Annotated in this window: 18 protein-coding genes and 1 pseudogene; 10 read left to right on the top strand and 9 right to left on the bottom strand. The window is 62.4% G+C overall.

Annotation, left to right across the window (positions count from 1 at the left end; all coding sequences use genetic code 11):
- The first annotated feature begins 120 nt into the window (after nt 1–120).
- The 4 genes from ACVTFQ_RS21815 (at nt 121) to ACVTFQ_RS21800 (ending at nt 4411) form a co-directional block, all read left to right on the top strand.
- Entirely contained in the window at nt 121–1254 is a 1134-nt protein-coding gene (locus tag ACVTFQ_RS21815) for an iron-containing alcohol dehydrogenase (protein ID WP_112949497.1), read from the top strand.
- A 30-nt stretch (nt 1255–1284) separates the two neighbouring features.
- Nucleotides 1285–2274 carry a 4-hydroxythreonine-4-phosphate dehydrogenase PdxA gene (gene pdxA / locus ACVTFQ_RS21810; protein ID WP_112949496.1) on the top strand — a complete coding sequence of 330 codons (990 nt, stop codon included), beginning with the start codon at nt 1285–1287 and terminating at the stop codon, nt 2272–2274.
- A gap of 74 nt (nt 2275–2348) precedes the next feature.
- Nucleotides 2349–3314, top strand: a complete 966-nt coding sequence (locus ACVTFQ_RS21805) for a hydroxyacid dehydrogenase (RefSeq protein ID WP_112949495.1) — start codon at nt 2349–2351, stop codon at nt 3312–3314.
- Nucleotides 3315–3349: 35 nt separating this feature from the next.
- On the top strand, nt 3350–4411 hold the full coding sequence (locus ACVTFQ_RS21800) for an Ldh family oxidoreductase (protein ID WP_112949494.1): 1062 nt from the start codon (nt 3350–3352) through the stop codon (nt 4409–4411).
- A 3-nt stretch (nt 4412–4414) separates the two neighbouring features.
- On the opposite strand, the gene fhuB is transcribed toward ACVTFQ_RS21800, so the two are convergent.
- From fhuB to ACVTFQ_RS21785, 3 genes are read right to left on the bottom strand one after another with little or no spacing between them, the layout of a single operon-like run.
- The gene (fhuB, locus tag ACVTFQ_RS21795) at nt 4415–6382 is read right to left on the bottom strand and encodes a Fe(3+)-hydroxamate ABC transporter permease FhuB (RefSeq protein WP_112949493.1); all 1968 of its coding nucleotides are present in this window, start codon (nt 6380–6382) and stop codon (nt 4415–4417) included.
- On the bottom strand, nt 6379–7284 hold the full coding sequence (locus ACVTFQ_RS21790) for an iron-siderophore ABC transporter substrate-binding protein (protein WP_112949492.1): 906 nt from the start codon (nt 7282–7284) through the stop codon (nt 6379–6381). Before ACVTFQ_RS21790 ends, fhuB begins: the two co-directional genes overlap by 4 nt.
- A 20-nt stretch (nt 7285–7304) precedes the next feature.
- Nucleotides 7305–9434, bottom strand: coding sequence for a TonB-dependent siderophore receptor (locus ACVTFQ_RS21785; protein ID WP_112949491.1), 2130 nt, complete (start codon nt 9432–9434; stop codon nt 7305–7307).
- Nucleotides 9435–9608: 174 nt separating this feature from the next.
- Here ACVTFQ_RS21785 and ACVTFQ_RS21780 point away from each other — a divergent pair, with 174 nt between their 5' ends.
- Both ACVTFQ_RS21780 and ACVTFQ_RS21775 read left to right on the top strand, forming a co-directional pair.
- Nucleotides 9609–10538, top strand: a complete 930-nt coding sequence (locus tag ACVTFQ_RS21780) for a LysR family transcriptional regulator (RefSeq protein ID WP_112949490.1) — start codon at nt 9609–9611, stop codon at nt 10536–10538.
- A 107-nt stretch (nt 10539–10645) separates the two neighbouring features.
- Nucleotides 10646–11782, top strand: coding sequence for a calcium:cation antiporter (locus tag ACVTFQ_RS21775; protein ID WP_413391916.1), 1137 nt, complete (start codon nt 10646–10648; stop codon nt 11780–11782).
- Between the two features lie 6 nt (nt 11783–11788).
- Here the strand turns inward: ACVTFQ_RS21775 and ACVTFQ_RS21770 are convergent, their stop codons facing one another.
- From ACVTFQ_RS21770 to ACVTFQ_RS21745, 6 genes are all read right to left on the bottom strand, one after another.
- Nucleotides 11789–12847: an ABC transporter ATP-binding protein gene (locus ACVTFQ_RS21770; protein ID WP_112949489.1), complete on the bottom strand. Its 1059-nt coding sequence runs from the start codon at nt 12845–12847 to the stop codon at nt 11789–11791.
- Nucleotides 12848–12851: 4 nt separating this feature from the next.
- Nucleotides 12852–13682: a carbohydrate ABC transporter permease gene (locus tag ACVTFQ_RS21765; protein ID WP_047503993.1), complete on the bottom strand. Its 831-nt coding sequence runs from the start codon at nt 13680–13682 to the stop codon at nt 12852–12854.
- A 3-nt stretch (nt 13683–13685) separates the two neighbouring features.
- Nucleotides 13686–14621 carry a carbohydrate ABC transporter permease gene (locus tag ACVTFQ_RS21760; protein WP_018901263.1) on the bottom strand — a complete coding sequence of 312 codons (936 nt, stop codon included), beginning with the start codon at nt 14619–14621 and terminating at the stop codon, nt 13686–13688.
- A gap of 214 nt (nt 14622–14835) precedes the next feature.
- Nucleotides 14836–16095, bottom strand: a complete 1260-nt coding sequence (locus ACVTFQ_RS21755) for an ABC transporter substrate-binding protein (protein WP_018901262.1) — start codon at nt 16093–16095, stop codon at nt 14836–14838.
- Between the two features lie 42 nt (nt 16096–16137).
- A complete protein-coding gene (locus ACVTFQ_RS21750) occupies nt 16138–17304 on the bottom strand; it encodes a PLP-dependent transferase (protein WP_112949488.1) in 1167 nt (388 codons plus the stop codon).
- Nucleotides 17301–18023, bottom strand: coding sequence for a FadR/GntR family transcriptional regulator (locus ACVTFQ_RS21745; RefSeq protein WP_112949487.1), 723 nt, complete (start codon nt 18021–18023; stop codon nt 17301–17303). The genes ACVTFQ_RS21750 and ACVTFQ_RS21745 overlap by 4 nt, the downstream gene beginning before the upstream one ends.
- A gap of 480 nt (nt 18024–18503) precedes the next feature.
- On the opposite strand from ACVTFQ_RS21745, the pseudogene ACVTFQ_RS21740 reads away from it, so the two are divergent.
- From ACVTFQ_RS21740 to ACVTFQ_RS21725, 4 genes and pseudogenes are all read left to right on the top strand, one after another.
- Nucleotides 18504–18758: pseudogene (locus tag ACVTFQ_RS21740) on the top strand (IS110 family transposase); the annotation flags it as partial.
- Nucleotides 18759–18915: 157 nt separating this feature from the next.
- Entirely contained in the window at nt 18916–20145 is a 1230-nt protein-coding gene (locus tag ACVTFQ_RS21735) for a site-specific integrase (protein ID WP_269704327.1), read from the top strand.
- Nucleotides 20142–21509, top strand: a complete 1368-nt coding sequence (locus ACVTFQ_RS21730; protein ID WP_269704329.1) for a tyrosine-type recombinase/integrase — start codon at nt 20142–20144, stop codon at nt 21507–21509. The genes ACVTFQ_RS21735 and ACVTFQ_RS21730 overlap by 4 nt, the downstream gene beginning before the upstream one ends.
- On the top strand, nt 21506–22510 hold the full coding sequence (locus ACVTFQ_RS21725; protein WP_269704331.1) for a site-specific integrase: 1005 nt from the start codon (nt 21506–21508) through the stop codon (nt 22508–22510). Before ACVTFQ_RS21730 ends, ACVTFQ_RS21725 begins: the two co-directional genes overlap by 4 nt.
- The last annotated feature ends 18 nt before the right edge of the window (nt 22511–22528 follow it).

Genomic DNA, 22528 nt, shown 5'->3' with positions numbered 1-22528 from the left:
TCGCATTTTTCCAGCCAAATTTGATGTCCAAGCTTGCCAAGGCGACACAGCTGGTATAACAAATTTACATCTTGGCGGCGCCGAAAGATGCCGCGATACCGCAGGGGGAGGAGTAATCCGGTGGTCAGCTTGGATTCGCCTATCACAATCATCAGGCCCGAAATCATCGAGTTCGGCGTCGGGACGGCGGAGCGCCTGGGGAAATGGGCGAGCGACAAGGGCTATGCCCGCATCCTGGTCATTTCCGACGCATTCAATGCCACGCGTGTCGACACGCTCGGTCTCAAGGGTGAAATCACGGTCTTCGCCGATGTCACGCCTGAGCCCGACACGGCCAATCTCGACAAGGTGCTTGCGGCCGCCAACGCGGCGGATGCGCAGCTGGTCGTCGGTTTCGGCGGCGGCAGTGCGATGGATCTTGCGAAGTTGGCGGCTGTTCTTGCCGGCTCGTCGCAGACGCTGCGCGACGTCGTCGGTCCGAACAAGGTTAACGGACCCCGCCGCGTCGCGCTGGCGCAAGTGCCGACCACGGCTGGAACGGGGAGCGAGGCGGGCATTCGCGCGCTGGTCACAGATCCCGAAACGATGGCCAAGCTTGCCGTCGAGAGCATTCACATGCTGGCCGATATCGCCGTCATCGATCCGGCGCTGACCTTCACGGTTCCGGCCCGCACGACCGCGGCCACCGGTGTCGACGCCATGGCGCATTGCGTCGAGGCCTTCACCAATCGCAAGGCACACCCGATGATCGACCTCTACGCGATCGAGGGAACGCGGCTGGTCGGTAAATATCTCGCCCGCGCCGTGAAAGATGGCGCCGACGCGGAAGCCCGCGCCGGGCTGGCGCTCGCCTCGCTTTACGGCGGCTTCTGTCTCGGCCCGGTCAACACGGCTGGCGGCCATGCGCTGGCCTATCCCCTCGGCACGCGCTGGCATATCGCCCACGGGGCCGCGAACGCGCTGATCTTCCCGCATGTGCTGGCCTTCAACACGCCATCGGCCCCCGAGAAGACGCGGGCGGTGATGGACGCGCTTGGCCGCAAGACATCGGACGACGTACAGTCGGTCTTCGATGCCGCCTATAGCTTCTGCGCCGATCTCGGCATCGAAATGAAGCTCTCGGCGCTTGGCGTACCGGATAGCGATCTCGACGCCATGGCGGACGATGCCTTCGCCATTCGCCGCCTTCTCGACAATAACCCGCGCGATCTCGCGCGCGCCGACATACGTTCGATATACGAAGCCGCCTACTAGGTGCGTTTGATCCAATAAGGAATGTGACTGATGGACAGAAATGCAAAGGTCGCGGTGACGCTGGGTGATCCCGCCGGTGTCGGCCCCGAGGTGATCGTCAAGGCGCTGGCGACGTTACCTGAGATCGAGCGCCGCGATTTCGTCATCGTCGGCAACACCGAAGCGCTTGAACGCGCCAATTGTTCGGCCGAGACCGGCCTGCGCTTCGTGCCTGCCGGTTCCGCTGGCGAGGGCCTGATCGCTGTCGACGAGGTGGACCTGGGTGCTGCCCTCCCCGAAATCGGCAAGGTCAGCCCGGTCGCGGGCGACGCTTCGGTTCGTTATATCACGCGTGCCGTGGAGCTTGCGATGTCCGGCGAGGCCGATGTCATCGTGACCGCGCCGATCAACAAGGAGGCGATGAACCTCGCCGGCCATCACTTCGATGGCCATACGGGGCTTCTGGCGCACCTGACCGGCTCGAAGAGCTCCTTCATGCTGCTCGCCTCCGAGCGCCTCAACACCATTCACGTCTCCACGCATATCTCGCTGAAGGGCGCGATCGAGCGGGCGCGCACGGAGCGCGTGCTGGCGACCATCGAAGCCGGGCACAAGCATTTCCTGCGGCTCGGCAAGAAGGCGCGTATCGCCGTTGCCGGTCTCAACCCGCATTGCGGCGAAAACGGCCTGTTCGGCACCGAGGACACCGAATTCCTGGCGCCCGCCGTCGAACTGGCGCAGGCCAAGGGCATCGACGTCGTCGGGCCGATCTCGGCTGATACCGTCTTCGCCCGTGCCTATAACGGCGCCTTCGATCTGGTGATCGCGCAATATCACGACCAGGGACATATCCCGATCAAGCTCGTGGCGTTCGAGACGGCCGTCAACGTCTCGCTCGGCCTGCCGATCGACCGCGTCTCGGTGGATCACGGCACTGCCTTCGACATCGCCGGCACCGGCAAGGCCAATCACGTCAACATGCTATCTGCGATCGCCTATGCCCGACTGATGGCCCGCTCGCCGCGTCGTCAGGCAGCCTAATCCTAACGGAGATCTGGAACGCCCTGGCGCCATCGCGCGCCGCGGCCTGCCATTCTCTCGGGAGGAGATGCGCAATGGACAAGACGGTTATCGTGCTCGGCGGCCAGCTGGCGCCGGAAGGGTTCTCGTTGCTGGTTGAAGCCGGTGCCACGGTCGTGACGACGGAGCCATATATCGACCGCCAGGCCGTGATCGACATCATGAAGGCCCACAAGCCGGATGCGGTCATCATCCGCCTGCTGGCCGATAAGCTCGGGCCTGAGGAGATGAAGGCCGGCGGAGGGCTCAAGCATATCGCCAAGCATGGGGTCGGGACCAACGACATCGACGTCGCGGCCGCCACCGCGCTCGGCATTCCGGTATCGATGACAACAGGCAGCAACGGCCATTCGGTCGCCGAACACGCGCTCGCCATGATCATGGCGCTCGCCAAGGATCTGCCGCGCCAGGACGCGTTGATCCGTGACGGCATCTGGGACAAGAACCAGTATCAGGGCCGCGAGCTGCGCGGCCAGACGCTCGGCATCGTCGGCTTCGGCTTCATCGGCCAGACGCTTGCAAAAATGGCCGGCGCCATCGGCATGGAGATTATCGCCTTCGATCCACATACGCCCCAGAGCGCCTTTGTCTCAGGCGTTCGCCGCGAGACCGATCTGGATACGCTGCTTGCGTCGTCGGATATCGTCAGCCTGCACTGTCCGCTGACGCCGGAGACGAACAAGCTGATCGATGCCCGCCGCATCGGGCTGATGAAACGCGGTTCGCTGCTGATCAATACCGCACGTGGCGAAGTCGTTGATGAATCAGCCCTTGTCCGCGCGCTGCAGGATGGCCATCTCGCCGGCGCTGGCCTCGACAGCTTCGAGCGCGAGCCGCCTGGCGCCGACAATCCGCTGTTCCAGCTGCCCAACACGCTAGTTTCGCCGCATGTGGCGGGCGTGACTGTTGATGCCAAGCGCGCGGTTTCGGTGATGGCGGCAAGGAATGTTCTGGATGCGCTGGATGGAAAAGCGCTCGAGCCGCGCTTTCTCGCGCGCTGAGCACATCGCAGCTTCAACAACCGACGGAGAGACTGGTGAGCGACACCAACGATATCCGCTACGCGCCGGACACGCTGCGCAGCTTTGCCAAGGACCTGTACGCGGCCGCTGGCCTTGAGGACGACAAAGCCGAGGCCGTGGCCCGCTATCTTGTAGAAGCAGATTTGATGGGGCACACGACCCATGGCCTGGCGCTCGCCGGCTGGTATCTGCAGAGCATCGCCGACGGCGTGATGACGCGCGAGGGCAGCCCCGAGGTTATATCGGATCGTGGACCCGCGGTCGCCTGGGCCGGGAAACGCCTGCCCGGCGCATGGCTGACGTCACAGGCGGTAAAGCTCGCCTGCGACAGAGCCGAGACATATGGCACGGCGACGATCACCATCGCAAACAGCCACCATATCGGCTGCCTTGCCGCCTATCTGTCGATCGCGACGGAAAGGGGCTACATGGTGAGTATCGCAAGCTCAAGCCCTTCCGGCGCACAGGTCGCGCCATTCGGCGGCCGCAGGGGCGTCTATACGCCAAACCCCGTGGCGCACGGCATTCCGACGTCGGGCGATCCGATCCTGATCGATATCAGCGCCTCGATCACCACGGCCAACATGGCGCAACGCCTGATCCGCGAAGGCCGTCAATACGAGCATGAGTGGCTGATGGACGCAGACGGCAACCCCAGCCGCGACCCTAAGGTCATCGAAAGCGGCGGCACGCTGCTCCCGACCGGTGGGCTGGACCACGGTCAGAAGGGATACGGCATGGCGCTGCACGTCGAAGCCTTCACGCAGGCGCTATCAGGCTATGGCCGCGCCGACGCGCCGAAGGGGACAAATGCCGCCGTCACGGTGCAGGTGTTCGATCCGTCCGCCTTCGGCGGTCGTGATGCTTTCCTGCGCCAGACTGGATGGCTCGTCGAGGCCTGCCACGACAATCCGCCGCGCCCCGGCGTCGAGCGCGTCCGCCTGCCCGGCGAAAACGGGCTAGCGCGCAAGCGCGGCGCGCTTGCCGACGGCGTGCGCCTGTTTCCGGGGATTATCGATGGGCTACGCGGGCATGCCGAGCGGCTCGGCGTCGCAATGCCGCCAGTATCGTCTTGACGCTCACCGCCTGCGGGCGATGAGCCAGACGAGATAGGGCGCGCCGGCGAGCGCCGCGAACAGACCCAGCGGCAACTCGTAAGGGAAAGTCGCCGTGCGAGCGCCGAGATCGGCGATGATCATCAGCAGTGCGCCAATCGCCGACGACGCCAGAAGCTGATGCGCCGGCTTCATGAAGCCCGCGCGGTGCGCGATATGCGGTCCCATCAGCCCCACGAAACTTAAAGGCCCGACCAGCAGCGACGCCGCGCCGGTCGCAAGCCCGGCAACGAAGATCATCGCGGTGCGCGCCGAGCGCACCGGCACGCCGAGCGCAACTGGCACCGCGTTGCCAAGCGGCAGGATCGTCAGCCAGCGCGTGAAGAAGAGCACGATGCCGGTGCAGGCGATCGCCAGAACCGCGAGTACGATCGACGACGCCGGCGTTGCCGTGTTGGACGAGCCGCCGAGCCAGGACAGGATCTGCCATGAGCGCTGATCGCCGATCGCTAGCAGCGCCGACAGAATAGCCGACGTCAGCGAACTGATGGCGATGCCTGCGAGCAGCAGCCGTTCGGGCGACAGCTGGCGCCGGCTGGCAAAGGCGACGACGATGATCATCACGATCATGGAGCCTATGCCTGCGCCGGCGAAAAGCTCGGCGACGCCTGCGGCCGGCACGATGGTGATCGCCGCCGCGAAGCCGATACCGGCGCCGCCGCTGACGCCCAGGACCTCCGGGCTTGCCATCGGATTGCCAGTCAGCCGCTGCAGAATGGTGCCCGCCATCGCGAGCAGGCTGCCCGCAGCGGCCGAGGCCAGCAGTCGTGGCCAGCGCATGGGAAGAAGACCGGTGAAGTCCTGCGCCGAGAGCAGTGTGAAGCCGGCGGGAGTCCGCGCCAGGAAAAGCACCAGCAGAGCAACCGCCGGCAAGAGAGCGAGAAGCAGGATCAGCCATGTGCGCGGCGCCCTCGCCGCGGTCACATGTGCACGCTCCTCATGCAGCTCGACCGGCTTCACCCTCGGCAGCAGCCAGAGCAGCAGCGGGCCGCCGATCAGGGCGGTCATCGCGCCGGTCGGGAAGGTCTCGCTGGTGGTGGAGCCGAGGAATTGCACCAGTCCATCGCACAGCCAGAGCAACAAGCCACCCGCGATGGGCGACGCGAGGATGATGGCATGCGGCTTCCTGACGCCAAGGCCGCGTACCAGGGCGGGGCCAGCAAGGCCGACGAAGCTGACCAGACCGACGCTCGCTGCGACACCCGCCGCCAGGCCCACCGCGATGACCGCGACCGCCACCCGTATGCCAACGAGCCCGACGCCGAGCGATTTCGCGCCGCTATCGCCGAGGCCGAACAGTGCCAATGGCCGCAGCAGCAGGATGCTGGCGGCAAGGCCCGCGAATAATTCCAGCGCCAGCGTCGAGGCGACCGACCAATCCTGCTGGCCGAGCGCGCCGCCGTTCCATGTCACCAGCGACATGAGGTATTCGCCCTGCGAAAGCGTCATCGCGGCCGACAATGCGCCGCAGGTAATGCCGACGAGCAGTCCGGACACGACCATGGTGACCGGATCGAAACTGCGGCGCCAGCCGAGCAGGAAAACCAGCGCCGTTGCGCCGGCGGCACCTGCAAGCGCCACAAGCGCGCGGTAGCCATCGAGGATCGCGGGGAAAAACAGCGTCGTCGCGACGATGGCAAGCTGGGCGCCAGCCGAGACGCCCAATGTCGAGGGATCGGCGATCGGGTTTCTTAGCAGCCGCTGCAGCAAGGCGCCGGCAAGACCAAGTGCGGCGCCGGCCAATATGGCGACGGCGGCTCTTGGGAATACGCCGTAGGCCAGGATGATCTGCTCGGTGGTCATGCCGTCAGGTACGAGCGGCAGCGATGGCCAGGCGGAAAGCGGCAGGAAGGCGAGTGCCTGCTGCAGGAAGAGCAGGACCGCAAGTGCTGTCGCGGCGGCGAAGAAGATCCAGGCTGTGCGAGATGTCAAAGCGTCTCTCCGCCTTTGCCGAGCGCTTCACTCAAGAGCCGCGCGAAGCGAAGGCCGGCGGTGATGCCGCCATAGGGGTTGACGTTGCCGATGTTGACGACGCGTCCCTCCTTCACCGGCTTGAGCGACTTCCAGATCATGCTGTTGCGAAGGCTGCTGCGCGCCTCGACGGGGATATCGGAGACGATGACGATACGCGCCTCTGGATTGGCGGCAAGGTTTTCCATGGGTACCGGCGCTGCGAAGGTGAAGCGCGATCGGTCCGTCCAGGCATTCGGCAGGCCGAGCCGCTGCAGGATGTCTCCGAACATGCTGTCGGCGCCGAAGGCGCGGAAGTGACGGGAATCGCCGATATTGATGATGTAGGTCGGCCGCGCCGCGAAGGGAGCGAGCTGCTGGCGAAGGCCCGCCAGAAATGCCTCTTGCTCCGCCAGCACCTTGGCCGCGGCATCGGCGCGACCGAGCACACCGCCCAATTGCGAGACCGCGTTCAGCGCCTTGGCATAGGGCGGTTCGCCCTGGACGTAGAAAGGTAGCGAGTAGATGGGGGCTATCGCCTCCAGCGCCGGCTGATGCCTGACATAAAATGGCGAGATCAGGATGAGTTCGGGCCTCAGCAGATGCAGCAGCTCGAAGTTGGGTGACCCGCGCAGGCCGAGATCGACGACGGAAGACGGGATCTCCGGCTCGACGGCGTCGCTGCGAAATTGAAGGAGTTCCGTCGCGGCGATCGGGGTCACGCCGAGCGCCATCAGCGTTTCGAGCATCGCCCAGTCGATCGCCGCGATGCGGCTTGGCGTTACAGCCGCCTTAGCATCCCATGCAACGGCAAGGGCAGCGAGCAGGCCAAGAGCCTGCCGCCGCCCGATCAGAGCTGATTTGTTGGAATTGTCTGAAACCATACGCCCACTTTATCTGCCGCCTACCAGGCAAAACTCAACCTGGCCATGACCGTGCGGCCATCACCATAGGTGCAGCCGAACGAGGAGCAGCTTGAGACATAATTCTTGTCCGCGATGTTCTTGAGGTTGAGCGACGCGGTAACGCCATCCTTCTTGTAACGGATCGCAGCGTCGAGAAGCGCGACACCACCGAGATCGAATGTATTGGCGGTATCGCCATAGCGCTGTCCCACATATCTGACGCCACCGCCAATGCCGAAACCATCGAGATCGCTTCCTTCCTGGAAGGTGTAATCGAGCCAAAGGCTTGCGGCATTCGCCGGAACGTTGTCCAGCCGATTGCCATTGTCCGTTCGCCCCAGAATTTCCGTGTCCATGTACGTGTAGGCGGCGTGCAGGTCCAGCCCGTCGGTGAGACTTGCCACACCTTCGAGTTCGAGGCCCCGCGCATGCACCTCGCCGATCTGAGCAATCGTCGTTCCGCCGCCTGGAAGAGCAACGGTGTTGGAGACGTTGTTCTGGCGGAGATCGAAGATGGCGGCGGAGAAGAAGCCATTCCAGCCCTCGGGCTGATACTTGACGCCGATTTCCACCTGCTTACCTGTCGTCGGGTCGAGCAACTGGCCTGTTGTCGGCACCGGAACCGGCTCGAAGGAGGTGGCGTAGCTGATATAGGGGGCAATGCCGTTATCGAAGACATAGCCCAGCCCGGCCCGGCCGGTCAGCTTTTGGTCATCCTTGTCGAGCGGCCGCTCGACGTTGGTTCTGCCATTCAAGGAGGTGCCGCTCGTGCTCGCCCAATCCTGCCGGAGGCCAAGCGTCGCGCGCCAGTTGTTGTAGGCCATCTCGTCCTGGATATAGATGCCAAGCTGCTGCAGGTCGGAGACGACGTGCGCATCCGTCGTCTTGGACGTCAGCCTGATCGGACCACCATAGACGGGATTGAACGCATCGAGAGGCGTCGCGCTCCAGAATTGCGTGCTGGCATCGTTGGAGAAGTAACGGTAGTCGAGGCCAACAAGCAGTTTGTGTTCGACATCGCCGGTATCGAATTCGGCCAGGAAGTTGTTGTCGATGTTGAAGGTATTGAGGTTTTCGTCCTGGAAGGTCGCGTTGCGATTGATGGTCCGGCCATCGGCGGCGAGACCTGAGGTGGCCATGCCGAGCGCTTGGTAACTCCAGTCGAAATTGGAATAGCGAACATTCTGGCGGAAGGTCCAGACGTCGTTCAGCCGATGTTCGAACTCGTAACCGAGGTTTGTCAGCGTCCGCGAGGAACGGTCGAAGCTCTCATCGCCGACGAAGAAGCCGCGAGAGAGCCGATTGTTCGTTGCGTTGAGCGTCAGCTGGGCCGGCAGGCTGGACGGGGTGCTCGGATTGTCGTGCTGGACGCTGGTCAGGATCGTCAGCTTGGTGTCGTCACCGGGCTGCCATGTCAGCGACGGGGCGATGAAGTAGCGATCGTTATCGAGATTGTCGGTCTGGGCACCGGCGGCGCGCACGAGGCCCGTGACGCGGTAGGCGAAGTCCGAGCCGTCGCTGAGCGGACCGCCGACATCGAAGAACGAGCCATAGGTGTCATAGCTTCCGGCCTGCAGGCCGACTTCGCCGAAACGCTCGAACACCGGCCGCTTGCTGATCAGATTGATCATGCCGCCGGGATTACCCTGGCCGTACATGACCGACGCCGGGCCCCTGAGGACCTCGATGCGCTCCAGCTGATAGGGATCGACCGCCGGCGCGCCGGCGGTGCGCATCATCTTCAGGCTATTCAGATATTGCGACTGGCGGCCATCAAAGCCTCGGATTCTCGGCGAATCGAAACGCGGATCGGAGCCGTAGGGCGTGCCGGAAACACCGGGCGTGTATTCGACCGCCTGCCCGACCGTTTCGGCGCCTTGGGCGCGAATCTGATCGGTAGTGACGACAGAGATGGATTGCTGCGTCTCAAGCAAGGACGTCCCCGTCTTGGTCGCGGTCGAACTGGTCTTCGCGACGAAGCCCTTTACGGGGGCCTTCGGATCTTCCGTACCCTTCGCCTGCACGGTGATCGGTGCAAGCGCTGTTGCGCTGTCGCCATCCTCGGCGCGCAACTGGCCCGGAGCCGCTACCGATACGCCTACCACTGCCGTTGCTGCCAGCGCTTCCATGAAACTAAGGTGTCTTGCCACTCTGCCGCCCAATCCAGTCACGATCCGAAAACTGGACTTGTTTAGTCACCTTATCCTATTTCATCCAATAAATAACAGGGGGTATTTTCATCATTCTTGCTTATGATATTTTCAGACCCTCATAGTTTATGATTATTCTGAAGCACACCTCACATGAAGAACCCGGACTCACGAAGGCCTGCCCGCAATCCTTCCTTTGAACTGCGCCACCTCAAATATTTCGTGGCGCTTGTCGAGGAGCGCAATTTCGAGCGCGCGGCCGCAAGGCTCGGCATCGCGCAGCCGGGTCTGAGCCAGCAGATCATGAGCCTCGAGGAGATTCTCGGAACGTCGCTTCTCGATCGCACGAGACGGTCCGTCCATCTCACGCAGTCCGGCCAGGTGCTCTACGACGAGGCGACCAAGATCCTCGCGCAGGCGGATGTCGCGATGGTGGCGGTCAACAGGGTCAGTCGCGGGGAGACCGGGCGGGTCTCGATCGGATATGTGGCCTCGGCCGCCTATTCCGGCGCCGTCGTGCAGTCGATCAAGGCGTACAAGCGCGATCATCCCGGCGTCGAGATCGAACTGACGGAGATGGAACTGCGCAAGCAACTCGCCCGCATCGTCGAGGGACTGCTCGACTTCGCCTTCATCCGCGGCCCTGCGCCCATCCCGGATGGCCTTGCCACCCATATCATCCGCCGCGAGCCCTTAGTCCTGATGGTGCCGGATGGGCATGCGCTGACGCTGGAGCGAGGCGGCGCCAATCTTGCCGCTCTCTCTAGCGAGACATTCCTGACGCCGCAGCAACCGCGCGACGTCGGCTTCCACGGCACGACCCATGCCGCCTGTAAGGAAGCGGGCTTCGAGCCGAACATCAACTCCACTTCCTGGGACTTTACGGGTATCGGCAGCATGGTTGCGATCGGGGCAGGCGTGGCGATCGTGCCGAAATCGCTCGAATGCGTCAGGCTGCCGGGTATCCGATACGTGCCGCTGCCGCATGCCAACGTAACGTCCGATCTCGTCGTCGCCTACAGAAAGACCGAGGCGTCTCCAACTGTTCGGGCGTTCATCGCCCACAGCAAACGCAACCTCTGACCCCAAAGATAGCAACCTCGCGCGAAACGCTCGGTTGATTTGAGCTTGAGGCCGATCAAGGCCCGTGCTTTCATCATCTGGGGCGGAAACCTGCGGGAGATTGCGACGTGACAGCAGATGCGGGAACGCTGCACCGCCCTCCGACCGGCAGTTTGCTGCGGCGGGAGTGGTTCCTTGCGATCAGCGCGCTGACAAGCCTCGCCTTCCTGTTTCGCGGCCAGGCGCTGTTCGCGCTGCTCGCCAATCCCCTCTGGCTGACGCTGATCTTCATCTGGCTCTTCTCCGTCGTGCTCGGCTCGGCACTAGCAGTCGTGCGTCATGCCGATCACCTTGCCGAGCGCCTGGGCGAGCCCTACGGGACGCTGATACTGACGCTCGCCATCACCACCATCGAGGTCGTGGCGATCACCGCCGTGATGCAACACGGCGAGAACAACCCGACGCTGGTCCGCGATACCCTGTTTGCCGTCGTCATGATCATCCTGAACGGGATGGTGGGGCTATCGTTGTTGCTTGGTGCCTGGCGGCGGCATGAGCAGAGGCATAACTTGCAAGGCGCGAACGCCTATCTCGGCGTAATTGTGCCCTTGGCGACGCTAAGCATGATCATGCCGAATTTTACCCACCCGAACGGCGGACCGGGCTATTCGACCGTCCAGCAGACGGTGCTGGCGTTCATCTCGGTCGGGCTGTACGGCGTGTTCCTGATGCTGCAGACAGGACGCCACCGGGGCTTTTTCATAGACGATACGGAAGAAGCGCTACCTCAAAGTCGGCACCACGATCACCAGGGGCCACTCTGGTGGCCGATCGTGATGCTCGCTCTCTATATGTCGCTGGTCGTATTCCTGGTGGAGCAACTGGCGCCGCCGATCGACTATTTCATCGAGACGCTGCGCGCGCCGGCGGCCCTTGGCGGCGTGATCATGGCCGTTCTGGTCGCGACGCCCGAGGCGATCAGCGCGGTGCGCGCATCGGTCGCCAATCACCTGCAGCGATCGGTCAACATCTTCCTCGGCTCGGTGCTTTCGACCATCGGCCTCACCGTCCCCGCCATGCTTGTCATCAGCCATCTCACGGGAAATCCCGTCATTCTTGGCCTGGATCACAGCAGCCCGATCATGCTGGTGCTGACGCTCGCCTTGAGCATCATCACCTTTTCCAGCGGCCGCACGCATCTGATGCAGGGAGCGGTGCACCTCGTTCTTTTCGTCGCCTATGTCCTCTTGATCTTCGAGACTTAGAGGCGATCAGCTGGCCCTGTCGCCTTTCGCGTCGAACACATGAACATGCTGTGCGGGGAAGCTGACATTGACATCCGGTCCCGCCGCCAGCGCCGCCCGATCGAGCGTGAAGATCTTGAACGGCAACCCATGCAGCGAGAGGTGCAGGATAATGCCGAAGCCCGTCGGCTCGATCAGCTCGACGCCTGCCTTCATTCCGGTCTCTTCCGACGTCATGACGACATGTTCTGGACGAATGCCTAGCGTCACCTTGTCGCCGTCGGCAAGCTTGAGCGGATTGGACAGCGCGATAACCGTGCCGTCCTTCAGCTGCGCGCCGCCGTTTTTGTAGGTCGCGTCGAGGAAATTCATGCCCGGCGAACCGATGAAACCGGCGACGAAGAGATTGGCGGGGCGATCATAGAGCTCGAGCGGGCTGCCCACCTGCTGCACCACCCCGCCATACATGGCAACAATCCGGTCCGCCAGCGTCATTGCCTCGATCTGGTCGTGGGTCACGTAGATCGAGGTCGCCTTCAGGTCGCCATGCAGTTTCTTGATTTCGGCGCGCATCTGCTCGCGCAGGCGGGCATCGAGGTTCGACAGCGGCTCGTCGAACAGGAACGCCTTGGGCTGACGCACGATCGCACGCCCCATCGCGACGCGCTGGCGCTGGCCACCGGATAGCGCCTTGGGGCGACGTTCGAGCAGCGGGTCGAGGCCGAGCTTGGAGGCAGCCGCGCCGACGACGCTGGCGATCTTGTCCTTGGCCGTCTTGCGGAGCTTCAGGCTGTAGCTCATGTTTCCGGCGACGTTCATGTGCGGATAGAGCGCATAGGACTGGAACACCATGGCGATGTCACGGTCCTTCGGATGCAGCTCGTTGACCCGGTTTCCGGCGATGCGGATCTCGCCCGAGGTCACGTCCTCGAGGCCGGCGATCATCCTAAGCAGCGTGGATTTGCCGCAGCCGGACGGACCGACGAGCACGACGAACTCGCCATCCTCGATCTTCAGCTCGACGTCCTGCAGGACGTGAACATGACCAAAGGATTTCTTGACGTTTTGGATATCGATCGATGCCATGTGATTAACCCTTGACCGCGCCGGCTGTGAGACCCTGGACGAGGTAGCGCTGAATGAGAAGGAAGAAGAGACCGGCCGGGATGAGCGCGAGAACACCCGCCGCCATCATTTGTCCGAAGTCCACCGAGAATTTGCCCACGAAGGTCAGTAGCCCGACCGGGAAGGTCGCGGCGTCGTTGCCGTTGATCAGCATCAGCGCGAAGAGCAACTCGCTCCACGCCGCGGTGAAGACAAAGCCGAGCGTGGCTGCGATCCCCGGCAATGTCAGCGGCAGGATGATCTGGCGAAACGCGGTGAATTGCGTCGCGCCGTCGATCATTGCCGCTTCCTCGAGATCCTTAGGAATGCCGTCGAAGAAGGACTGCATCAGGAAGGTCGCGAAGGGAACGTTGAAGGCGGTGTAGACGACGACGAGGCCGGTCAGGCTGTTCGTGAGATGCAGCGGCGTCAGGATCTTGAAGATCGGCGCGACCAGCATGACCAGCGGGAACATCTGCGTGAGCAGCATTAGCGCCACGATCCAGTATTTCGCCCGGAAATTGAAGCGCGAGAGCGCGTAGCCCGAGAGCGAGGCACAGATCGTGACGACGACGGCGGTCGAGGCCGAAACGATCAGGCTGTTCTTGAAGAATGTCGGAAAGGCGCTGTGCTGGAGGACGAAGCTGTAATGCTCCCAGGTCGTGCGCGACGGCCACATCCGGACACCCTCTGAATAGAGAAGGTCGTTTGGCGTTACGGACACCTTGAGCAGCCAGAACAGCGGAAACAGCGCGAAAACGATGTAGCACAGGATCGCCAGACGGTGCGCGATAGTGGGGATGATGGATCGTCTCATGGCTCAATCCTTGTTCAGCAGGGTCTGCCGCAGCAGGATGATCAGCATGGAATAGGCGAGCAGCAACACCAGCAGCACAAGCGCGATCGCCGAGGCGTAACCAAAGTCGAGCCGCTTGAACGCCTGGGTGAAGATATAGCTGGCAACGATCTGCGTCCTGTCGGCCGGGCCGCCGCCGGTCATGACGACAATGAGATCGGCGAAGTTCGACACCCATACGGTGCGCAGCAGCACGGTGATCGCGATCGTTGGCGCGAGAAACGGCAGCGTGATCGAGCGGAACCGCTGGAACCACGTGGCGCCGTCGATCGAGGCCGCTTCGTAGAGGTCACGCGGGATTGCCTGAAGGGCTGCGAGCAGCGTGATGGCGAAGAAGGGGATGCCCCACCAGACATTGGCGATGATCGGTCCCCACATGGCATATTGCGGGTCGGACAGGATGTTGCGCGGCTCGCTCATCAGGCCGAGCGCGTAGAGCCAGTGCGGGATTGGCCCGATGACGGGGTTGAACAGCCAGGCCCAGTTGAGGCCGGCGAGAAACGACGGGACGGCCCAGGGCAGGAACACCAAGGCCTGAACGAGGCCCCGGCCCCAGAACGGCTTGTCGAGCAAAAGCGCGAGGATGAGCCCGAAGATGAACTGCAGCACGACCGAGGCACCGGTCCACCAGAGCGTGTTCTTCAGCGCGCCATAAAAGGCGGCATCCTTGGAGAGGTCGCGAAAATGCTCGAGCCCGACAAAGCCGCCGGAAAAGGGGTTGAGAAGCTGGATATCGCGGAACGCATAGGACACGCCGATCACCAGCGGCACCAGCATCACGGCGATGATGAGGACGAGCGATGGGGCGCTGTAGAGATAGGGTTCCGAGGCATCGGCGACGCGCTTCAGCCACGACCTGCGGTCACGGCGACTGTCGAGCGTATCGGCGGTCATGGTCATCTTGGGCGGCTTTCATGTTGAGATTCACTGCGGCTTCAGCACTCGTGCCCCCTTATCCCCGGTGCAACAAGTTGCACCTGAGCCTTCCCAGGCCACCTTCTCCCTAAGGGGAGAAGAGACGGAGAGGTTGCAGCACATCCCTTCGCCCCTACGGGGAGAAGGTGCCGGCAGGCGGATGAGGGGGCCACACATGCGAAGCCCCCTCTTCACCCGCTTACTTCTTCGCGAGGTACTTCTGCTGAGCCTTAGTCAGATAGTCCGCCCACTGGTCAGCCAGTTCCTTCGGCGTGATATCGCCGAGAAGCGCCTGCTGCGTCGTCTTGATGGCGAGCGAATCCTTGAAGAAGGCGAATTCCTCGAGGTAGGTCGGCATCACGGTCGGAACGATGTTCTTGTCGGCCAGCTCATCGAACCAGCCCTTGAACTGCTCGCTCGCATAGAAGGGGTCCTTCTCGGCCGAGGTGTGAACCGGCAGCGCGCCGGTGCGCTTGTTCCACTCGATGTTGCCTTCGGGCGATTCAAGCGTTTCGATCAGCTTCCAGGACAGATCCTTGTTCTGGCTGGTGGTGAACATCGACCAGCCGGCGAAGCCGATAGTCGTGAAGCCCTTGCCGCTCGGACCGACCGGCATCTTGGTGACGCCGAAGTCTTCCGGCTTCATGCGCTGGGCCACCGCGATCAGGGCATCCGGATCCTGGTCGAGCATGGCGCAGGTGCCGGAATAGAAGCCGGCGACGGTCTCGTTGAAGCCCCAGTTGACGCTGTCCTTCGGCGCCAGGCCCTTCTTGTAGAGATCGACCACCCATTCGAGACCCTTGGTCCAGCCTTCGCTGTTCATGGTCGAGGTGCCGTCATCGTTGAAGAACTTGTTGGAGCCGGCCATCGTCGCGCCGAACATCACCCAGCCGTTCAGGCCGCCCGGTCCGCCGCGCAGGCAGTAGCCGGACTTGCCGGGGAGCTTGGAGACTTTTTCAGACGCGGCGACGAATTCGTCCATCGTCTTCGGCGGCTCGGAAACGCCGGCTTCCTTGAAGAGGTTCTTGTTGTAGAACAGCGCGCGCAGATAGAAGCCGTAGGGCAGCATGTAGGCGGTGTTCTTGACGTCGCGGCCGAGCTCCAGCGCGCGTGGCGTCAGCCCCTTGGTGTACTCCCACTTTTCGAGGTAGGGCTCGAGGCTTTCGAGCATGCCGTTGTTGGCGTAGAGCGAGAGCCAGGTATCCGGCATTTCCATGACGTCAGGCGTATCTCCTGCCGATACCATGGTCGCGAACTTCTGGAACGCTTCGTTCCAGGGCAGCGAGATGATGTCGACCTTGGTGCCGGGATTGGCGGCTTCAAACTTGCCGACAAGCGATTTCAGGGTTTCGGTGCGCTCGGGGCTGGTGATCACCTCGACGAGCTTCAGCGTCGTGTCGGCCATCGCCGTACCCGCCATCATCGTGGCCAGCAGCGTTGCGGTTATCAGTCTTTTCATGCTCAGTTCCCCCTTCCAGGTTTTTCCTCTGTTTCTGGACTTTTACGAAGCGACGGAAAGCGCCTCCTCGATGTCTCTCCACAACGCCTCGGTTCCTTCGAGGCCGGCATGGAGGCGTACGGACCGCGCATGGATCCCGAAGGTATGCGCGGAATTGGGCTGTGCCTTCTGCTGAAGGACGACCTCGCCTGGTACGATCAGGCTTTCATGCCCACCCCAGCTCACTCCCAGTTTGAAGAGCTTGAGGTGATCGGCGAAGGCGCGGATATCGACGCCTTCGCGGAATATGAACGAGAACAGCCCCGACGTGCCGTTGAGGCCTGCAGGCAGGCGGTTGGCGAGGCCGGGATGGCAGACCGTCTCGACCACATCGAGATCCTGCAGGCGCTTGGCGATCGTCATGCCGGCCGCCTCGTGCGCCTTCATGCGGATGGGCAAGGTGCGCATGCCGCGGATCAGGAGCCAGGCATCGAAGGGCGACAGCTTCCCGCCGAGATAGGGATAGGACTCCGCCTTGACGCGGGCGACCATCTCCTTCGAGCCGGCCACCACGCCGGCCACGACATCGCTGTGGCCGCCAAGATATTTGGACGCCGAGTGAATGACGAGGTCGACGCCGAGCGTGATCGGCCGCTGGAACACAGGGCTAGCCCAGCTGTTGTCGATCATGGAGATCACACCATGCTGCTTCGCCAGAGCGGCGAGAGCGCCGACATCATGCGCTTCCATGACCCAGCTCGTCGGGCTCTCCATGTAGAACAGCTTTGCGCCGGGCAGCGCCTTGGCGACGGCCTCCTCGTCGCGGCCATCGACATAGGTCACCTCGACCCTCATGCGCTTGAGGACCGTGCCGAACAGGCGGAAGGCATCGGGATAGACATGCTTTACCGCAACGATGCGGTCGCCGGGCTCCACGAAGGCGAGCACCGCCGACGAAATCGCCGCCATGCCGCTGGCGAAACCGAGCGCGTCTTCCGCACCCTCGAGCTTGGCCAGCATCTCCTCGAACATGCGCACCGTCGGATTGAGGCCACGGGTGTAGATCGGGCGCACCTTTTCGCCGCGATAAGAGGCGATCATCTCGTCGTAATCGGAGAAGGTGAACAGCGATGTCTGGAAGATCGGCGGCACAACGGCTTCGGCGAAGTTACCCTCGTCGTGCGCGGTGATGAGGGATGCGAATTCGAACGGGTCTGAACCGTTGCTCATTGGGACATTTCCTTGATGTCTTCCTCGACGACCGCGAGGATTTTCAGTGTCTCTTCGCGCGCCGCCTCGGGATCGCGCGCGGCGATCGCGTTGAAGAGCGTGCGATGAAAGGGAAAGGAACGGCGGGCAAAATCCTGCCGCTCGAAAGGGTGCTGCCAGAATTGCCAGAAGGTCTCGCGCATCTGCTCGAGAAGCTGGCGAAACAGCGGATTGTGGCTGGCGTCATAGATGGCGAGGTGGAAAGCGAGATCCTCGGGACCCGACGTGCCCTTTTCCAGATGGACGCGCTCCATCTCGTTGAGCTTCTCTTCGATGAGAACAAGATCCTGGGCGGTGCGCTTCTTCGCGGCCACCATGCCTGCCTCGCACTCGATCCCGCGGCGCACTTCCAGCGTCTGCAGCAGGGCGTTGCGCAGGTCCGTTGCATGCAGCGACAGCGGCATATGAATGGTCGCCTTGGAGATCGGCTTCAGCAGATAGGTTCCGCTACCCTTTCGCGTCTCGATCACGCCGAGCGCCTGGAAATGCCGGATTGCCTCGCGAATGGTCGAGCGCCCAACCCTGAGGTCCGCCATCAGCTCGCGCTCGGCGGGCAGCCGGTCGCCGGCCTGCAGGCGCGCATCCTCCACATAGTCCGCCAGCGCGTCCGTTACCTGGCGCGCGCGATCCATCGCCGGAAGCGGCCGGATTACCGGCCTATCGCTGTTTGGTGCCTTCATGGTTCCCCAATATTTTTCTAGGCAGCCGATCGGTTAAATTGGTCTGACATCTTAGCATTTCACATAGATTAGTGACTCGTCAAGATGCCGGTGTCTGTGGTTCTGCAGCGCTACAGTGGCCAATTTCCTTGATAGCGCGGGCCAAATTCATCCTACTGATGTCCCCAAACTCAATCTCATTGTTTTGACTGAATAAATTATCTTCAATGAGCCTAGGCTACTAGCCGCTCGATGACCTGGCTGGCCGTGGGTCAAAGCGATAGATTATAGTTTCTGAGCCGCTCCGCTGAACGTTCGGAATTCCGAATATGCGCTCCATGTCAGATCACTATCGCCGGATCGGCCGCCGACCCGAGAAGCCCGATTAGAGCGACGACAACTGGTTGAACCTGGGTGACCTGATGTGATGGACGGCCTCCGCTCCCGGCATCGCGATATGCCAAGATGTCGCGTGTCGAACTCACATCAGGAGATGCGTCCATGGAGAAGGTTGCGATAATTGGCCTGGATATTGCCAAGCAGGTATTCCAGGTTCACGGGATCAATGAGGCTGGTGCTATCGTGTGCCGTCGTAGGCTTCGCCGAGACGATGTCGTTGCATTCTTCAAGGTATTGCCGCCATGCCTGATTGGGATCGAGGCTTGTGCAACAGGGCACTACTGGGCGCGGGTTCTCACGGCACTGGGGCACCAGGCTCGGTTGATGCCCGCGTCTTATGTTAAGCCCTACGTAAAGTTATGCTCACCTCGCCATAACTTGACTAATCACGAGGTCGTCGTAATGCGGAGGAGCGCGGCCTGATCGGCGGATTTTCGCTGTTTTCCGATCGGCTTGCTTTGCATTATTCGGTGCCGAACCTCTGCGGGTCAATCGACCAACAGAGGACTCGCCAATGCCCTATATCCGTCACGAACTAATTGCCGCACTCAATTCCTCCCTTATCAGTCAGCGATACAGCCCGGTCGTGGTGAGGAATTACTGCACCTACGCATCTGGATTTCTCGATTATCTGGGACAGCGGGGCATCCTGGTCGCAGACGTGATCGACGTGCAGGTAGAGCAATACCTGCGGCACGCGATCGTAAAGTTCGAAAAGGAGCGTGGTCGACGTCCCGGCGCACGCTGGCACGAGGTTCCGCGCTCCGGAATTCATGCGCTGTTGCGACTTGCTCACGGTCAATGGCCGCCAGCAATCGAGCCTATCTGCGCGGCCGATGTGGCCCGATTTGCAGTTTGTGACGAATACGAAATCTGGCTGCGTGAGGAACGCGGGTTGGCTCGCTCCAGCGTCGCAGCGCTGATGTGGGAAGCCCGGAACTTTCTTGCCTGGCAGATCGATTACGGAAGCGGCGGCTTGGCGGGGCTGAGCGTCGTTGACGTAGACCGTTACATGGATCTGCGCGCGCCGAAACTGACGCGCTGCTCGCTGAAGTCTGTCGCAGAGCGGCTTCGCTCGCTGCTGCGATATCTCCACATCACGGGTCGCGTCACAACGGACCTGTCAGGGCATGTGATAGCTCCGACGCTTTATGCATATGAAGGAGTGCCCTCAATCCTGGAGCGAGACCAGATCGCCGCGGTGCTGGAAACCGCGAGGGCGGACAAGACGCCAGCGGGGCTGCGGGACCATGCAATCCTGCAACTCCTTGCAACATATGGGCTACGGTCTGGAGAGATCCGCAATCTGCGGATCGAGGACATCGACTGGCGGACGGAAGCCATCCATGTTCGCCACCACAAGACGCGGGCCAGCACATCGCTGCCCCTGATGGAGCCGGTCGGTGAAGCGTTGCTTGCTTATCTGCGTTCCGGGCGGCCCGTGACGGACGCCAGGGAAATCTTCCTCCGCACGCGCGCGCCCTATCGCAAGCTCGACAAGCTTTACAGCGTGGTTCGCCGGTGGCTCCGTGACGCTGGTGTCCAACCGCCTGGTAAGTGTGGACCCCATATCTTCCGCCATGCGCGCGCTGTTGAGATGTTGCGGGTCGCGGTGCCTCAAAAGGTCATCGGCGACGTGCTGGGGCACCGTTCGACGGGATCGACGGCTCCCTACCTCAAGCTCGCCACCGAGGACCTCAGGGCCATTGCGCTTGACGTGCCGGGAATGGAGGTGCTGGCATGACCGCCCGCTGGCCCGATCCCGACCGCGCGATCATTGACCGCCATGTCGCGATCCTTGATCTGCACAGCATGAAAAGCCGAGCCTGTTATCGGCAGGTCCTGCATGGCTTCCAGGATGTGGCCGAACGTTACGATGCACTCGGTCAGGAAGTGCTGATTGCGTGGCTGCGTAAATCGGCCGAATGCTGGGCAGCGACGACGCGGCTACACCGCACCCGCATCATTGACCGGTTCCTCGAACGCCTGGTGGAAATCGGCGCGATCGAACGCAATCCCGTCACCGCTCTGCGAGATGCGTGCAATATCAAGCAGTGCATGCCCATCTGGCGGGCATTGGCGTCGCGGGATCCGGAACAGGCTCTCGCCGAACTGCGCCAGCCCAGGCCGTTCGGCAGCGTGCTGGGCGAAATGATGGCTGAGCATGTCGCGATGATGCGGCGCAGAGGATACAAATACACTTCGCAGCCCCTGTTGCTCTTGCGGTTCGACCGGTTCCTGCAGCTGCATCCGGGACCGGAGGCCGAACCGCTGAGCGCCATGGTTGATCGATGGGCGGCAACGAATGTCACGCGTCACCAAGTGGAGGAATGCGAAAAGCTCAAACGCGTCTTTGCGAAAATCCTTCGTCACCGCGACCCGTCGATACCTGTGCGGCGACCGGACCCGAGACCGAGGAAGGAGGCGGCCAGGCAATGGCGAAAGGCTCATATCTACTCGCCTGCCGACGTGCGGCGGATGCTCGAGGTTGCCCGCACCTATCCGTCTCCACGGGTGCCGCTTCGGCCGCTGAGCATGTACACAATGCTGCTGCTGGCCTATTGCGCAGGCTTGCGGCGCGGCGAGCTTGCCCGGCTCGATCTTGGTGACGTTGACCTGCGGGACGGTACGGTAACCGTCCGGCAGACCAAGTTCTTCAAGACTCGGATACTGCCGCTTCCCGACAGCGTTGTAGTCGAGCTTCGCGCCTACGTCGATGCACGGCGTCGTGCCGGTGGATCACAGGACGCGCGCTCCGGCTTGTTCTGGCACGAGCGAGGCGACGGTCACTACACGCCGGAAATGATCACGTGGTTGCTCTCTGACGTCATACGTCGCGCTGGGTTGAAGCCATTGCGAGGAAAAGCGGGCCCTCGCGTTCATGACCTGCGCCACTCGATGGTCGTGAACAGAATCCTGGAATGGTACCGGACGGGCATCAACCCGCAGGATCGCCTGCCGTTCCTCGCGACCTATCTCGGCCATAGGGATATCAACTCTACATTGGTCTACATCACCGTCACGCAGGAGCTGCTGCATTACGCGAATGAGCGGTTCCGGGCAGTTGGCGCACCGTGCCTCAGCATGGGGCAGGAGATGCGGCCATGAGCAAGGTTGACCGGTTCCCGGCCCTGCTGCGCGCGTTCTTCTACGAATGGCTGGTCGAGCAGCGCAACGCATCCATCCATACAGTCCGATCATACCGCGATACCTGGCGGTTGTTGCTCCGGTTCGTCGCCCAGCGTACTGGGAAGAAGGTGGCTATGATCACGCTGGCCGATCTGGCCGCCAGCGAGGTCGCCGCGTTCCTCAGTCACGCCGAACATGACCGTGGCGGTACGATCGGCACGCGCAACTGCCGGCTTGCGGCGATCCGCAGCTTCTTCCACTTCGTGGCCACAAGGGATCCTGGATCGATCGCGCAATGCGTGGAAATCCTCAACATACCGATCAAGCGCGCTCCGGTGTCGGAACCGAGCTATCTGGATCCGGCGGAAGTGACGGCGATCCTCGCTCAGCCAGATCGTTCGACCATTGAGGGCATGCGGGATCATGCGCTGCTCTCGTTCCTCTACAACAGCGGCGCACGAATACAGGAAGCGCTCGACCTTTGCCCAGAAGCAATCCGGTTCGAAAGCCCGAGTTGCGTGCGTTTGACCGGTAAGGGACGGAAGGAACGTATCTGTCCGCTCTGGCCAGAAACCGTGATGTTGCTGCGGAAACTGCTTGAACGGCAACCACGGGCGCCCGACCAGCGGCTGTTCGTCAACCGCTATGGCGAGCCGCTCAGCGCCTCCGGGGTCCGGTTCAAGCTCGCCGCCTACGTGAAGGCGGCGGCCGAAACCATGCCAACGCTGCGTGCCAAGCACGTAACGCCACACGCCTTCCGGCACGCCACCGCCGTGCACCTCATCTCGGCCGGCGTCGACATTACGGTCATCCGAAGCTGGCTCGGTCATGTCAGCCTCGACACGACCAACCACTATGCCAGGGCCAATCTGGAAACGAAGCGGAAAGCCCTGGAAAAGGTCGCCGTTCCAGCCACACCCGGCAGCCAGCCATCCTGGAAGCGCGATGCCAGCGTGCTCGCCTGGCTCGACACACTCTGAAATAATGCGGAGGAACAT

It is taken from the genome of Rhizobium sp. O111, assembly GCF_055616315.1.
The sequence above is the reverse complement of the archived record's forward strand: the minus strand, read 5'-3'. Positions and strand labels throughout refer to the sequence as shown.

Coding starts and splice junctions, on each gene's coding strand:
- pdxA (WP_112949496.1), top strand. CDS start 1,285: ATGGACAGAAATGCAAAGGTCGCGGTGACGCTGGGTGATCCCGCCGGT.
- ACVTFQ_RS21805 (WP_112949495.1), top strand. CDS start 2,349: ATGGACAAGACGGTTATCGTGCTCGGCGGCCAGCTGGCGCCGGAAGGG.
- ACVTFQ_RS21790 (WP_112949492.1), bottom strand. CDS start 7,284: ATGGTTTCAGACAATTCCAACAAATCAGCTCTGATCGGGCGGCGGCAG.
- ACVTFQ_RS21785 (WP_112949491.1), bottom strand. CDS start 9,434: ATGGAAGCGCTGGCAGCAACGGCAGTGGTAGGCGTATCGGTAGCGGCT.
- ACVTFQ_RS21780 (WP_112949490.1), top strand. CDS start 9,609: ATGAAGAACCCGGACTCACGAAGGCCTGCCCGCAATCCTTCCTTTGAA.
- ACVTFQ_RS21770 (WP_112949489.1), bottom strand. CDS start 12,847: ATGGCATCGATCGATATCCAAAACGTCAAGAAATCCTTTGGTCATGTT.
- ACVTFQ_RS21765 (WP_047503993.1), bottom strand. CDS start 13,682: ATGAGACGATCCATCATCCCCACTATCGCGCACCGTCTGGCGATCCTG.
- ACVTFQ_RS21760 (WP_018901263.1), bottom strand. CDS start 14,621: ATGACCATGACCGCCGATACGCTCGACAGTCGCCGTGACCGCAGGTCG.
- ACVTFQ_RS21755 (WP_018901262.1), bottom strand. CDS start 16,095: ATGAAAAGACTGATAACCGCAACGCTGCTGGCCACGATGATGGCGGGT.
- ACVTFQ_RS21750 (WP_112949488.1), bottom strand. CDS start 17,304: ATGAGCAACGGTTCAGACCCGTTCGAATTCGCATCCCTCATCACCGCG.
- ACVTFQ_RS21745 (WP_112949487.1), bottom strand. CDS start 18,023: ATGAAGGCACCAAACAGCGATAGGCCGGTAATCCGGCCGCTTCCGGCG.
- ACVTFQ_RS21735 (WP_269704327.1), top strand. CDS start 18,916: ATGCCCTATATCCGTCACGAACTAATTGCCGCACTCAATTCCTCCCTT.
- ACVTFQ_RS21730 (WP_269704329.1), top strand. CDS start 20,142: ATGACCGCCCGCTGGCCCGATCCCGACCGCGCGATCATTGACCGCCAT.
- ACVTFQ_RS21725 (WP_269704331.1), top strand. CDS start 21,506: ATGAGCAAGGTTGACCGGTTCCCGGCCCTGCTGCGCGCGTTCTTCTAC.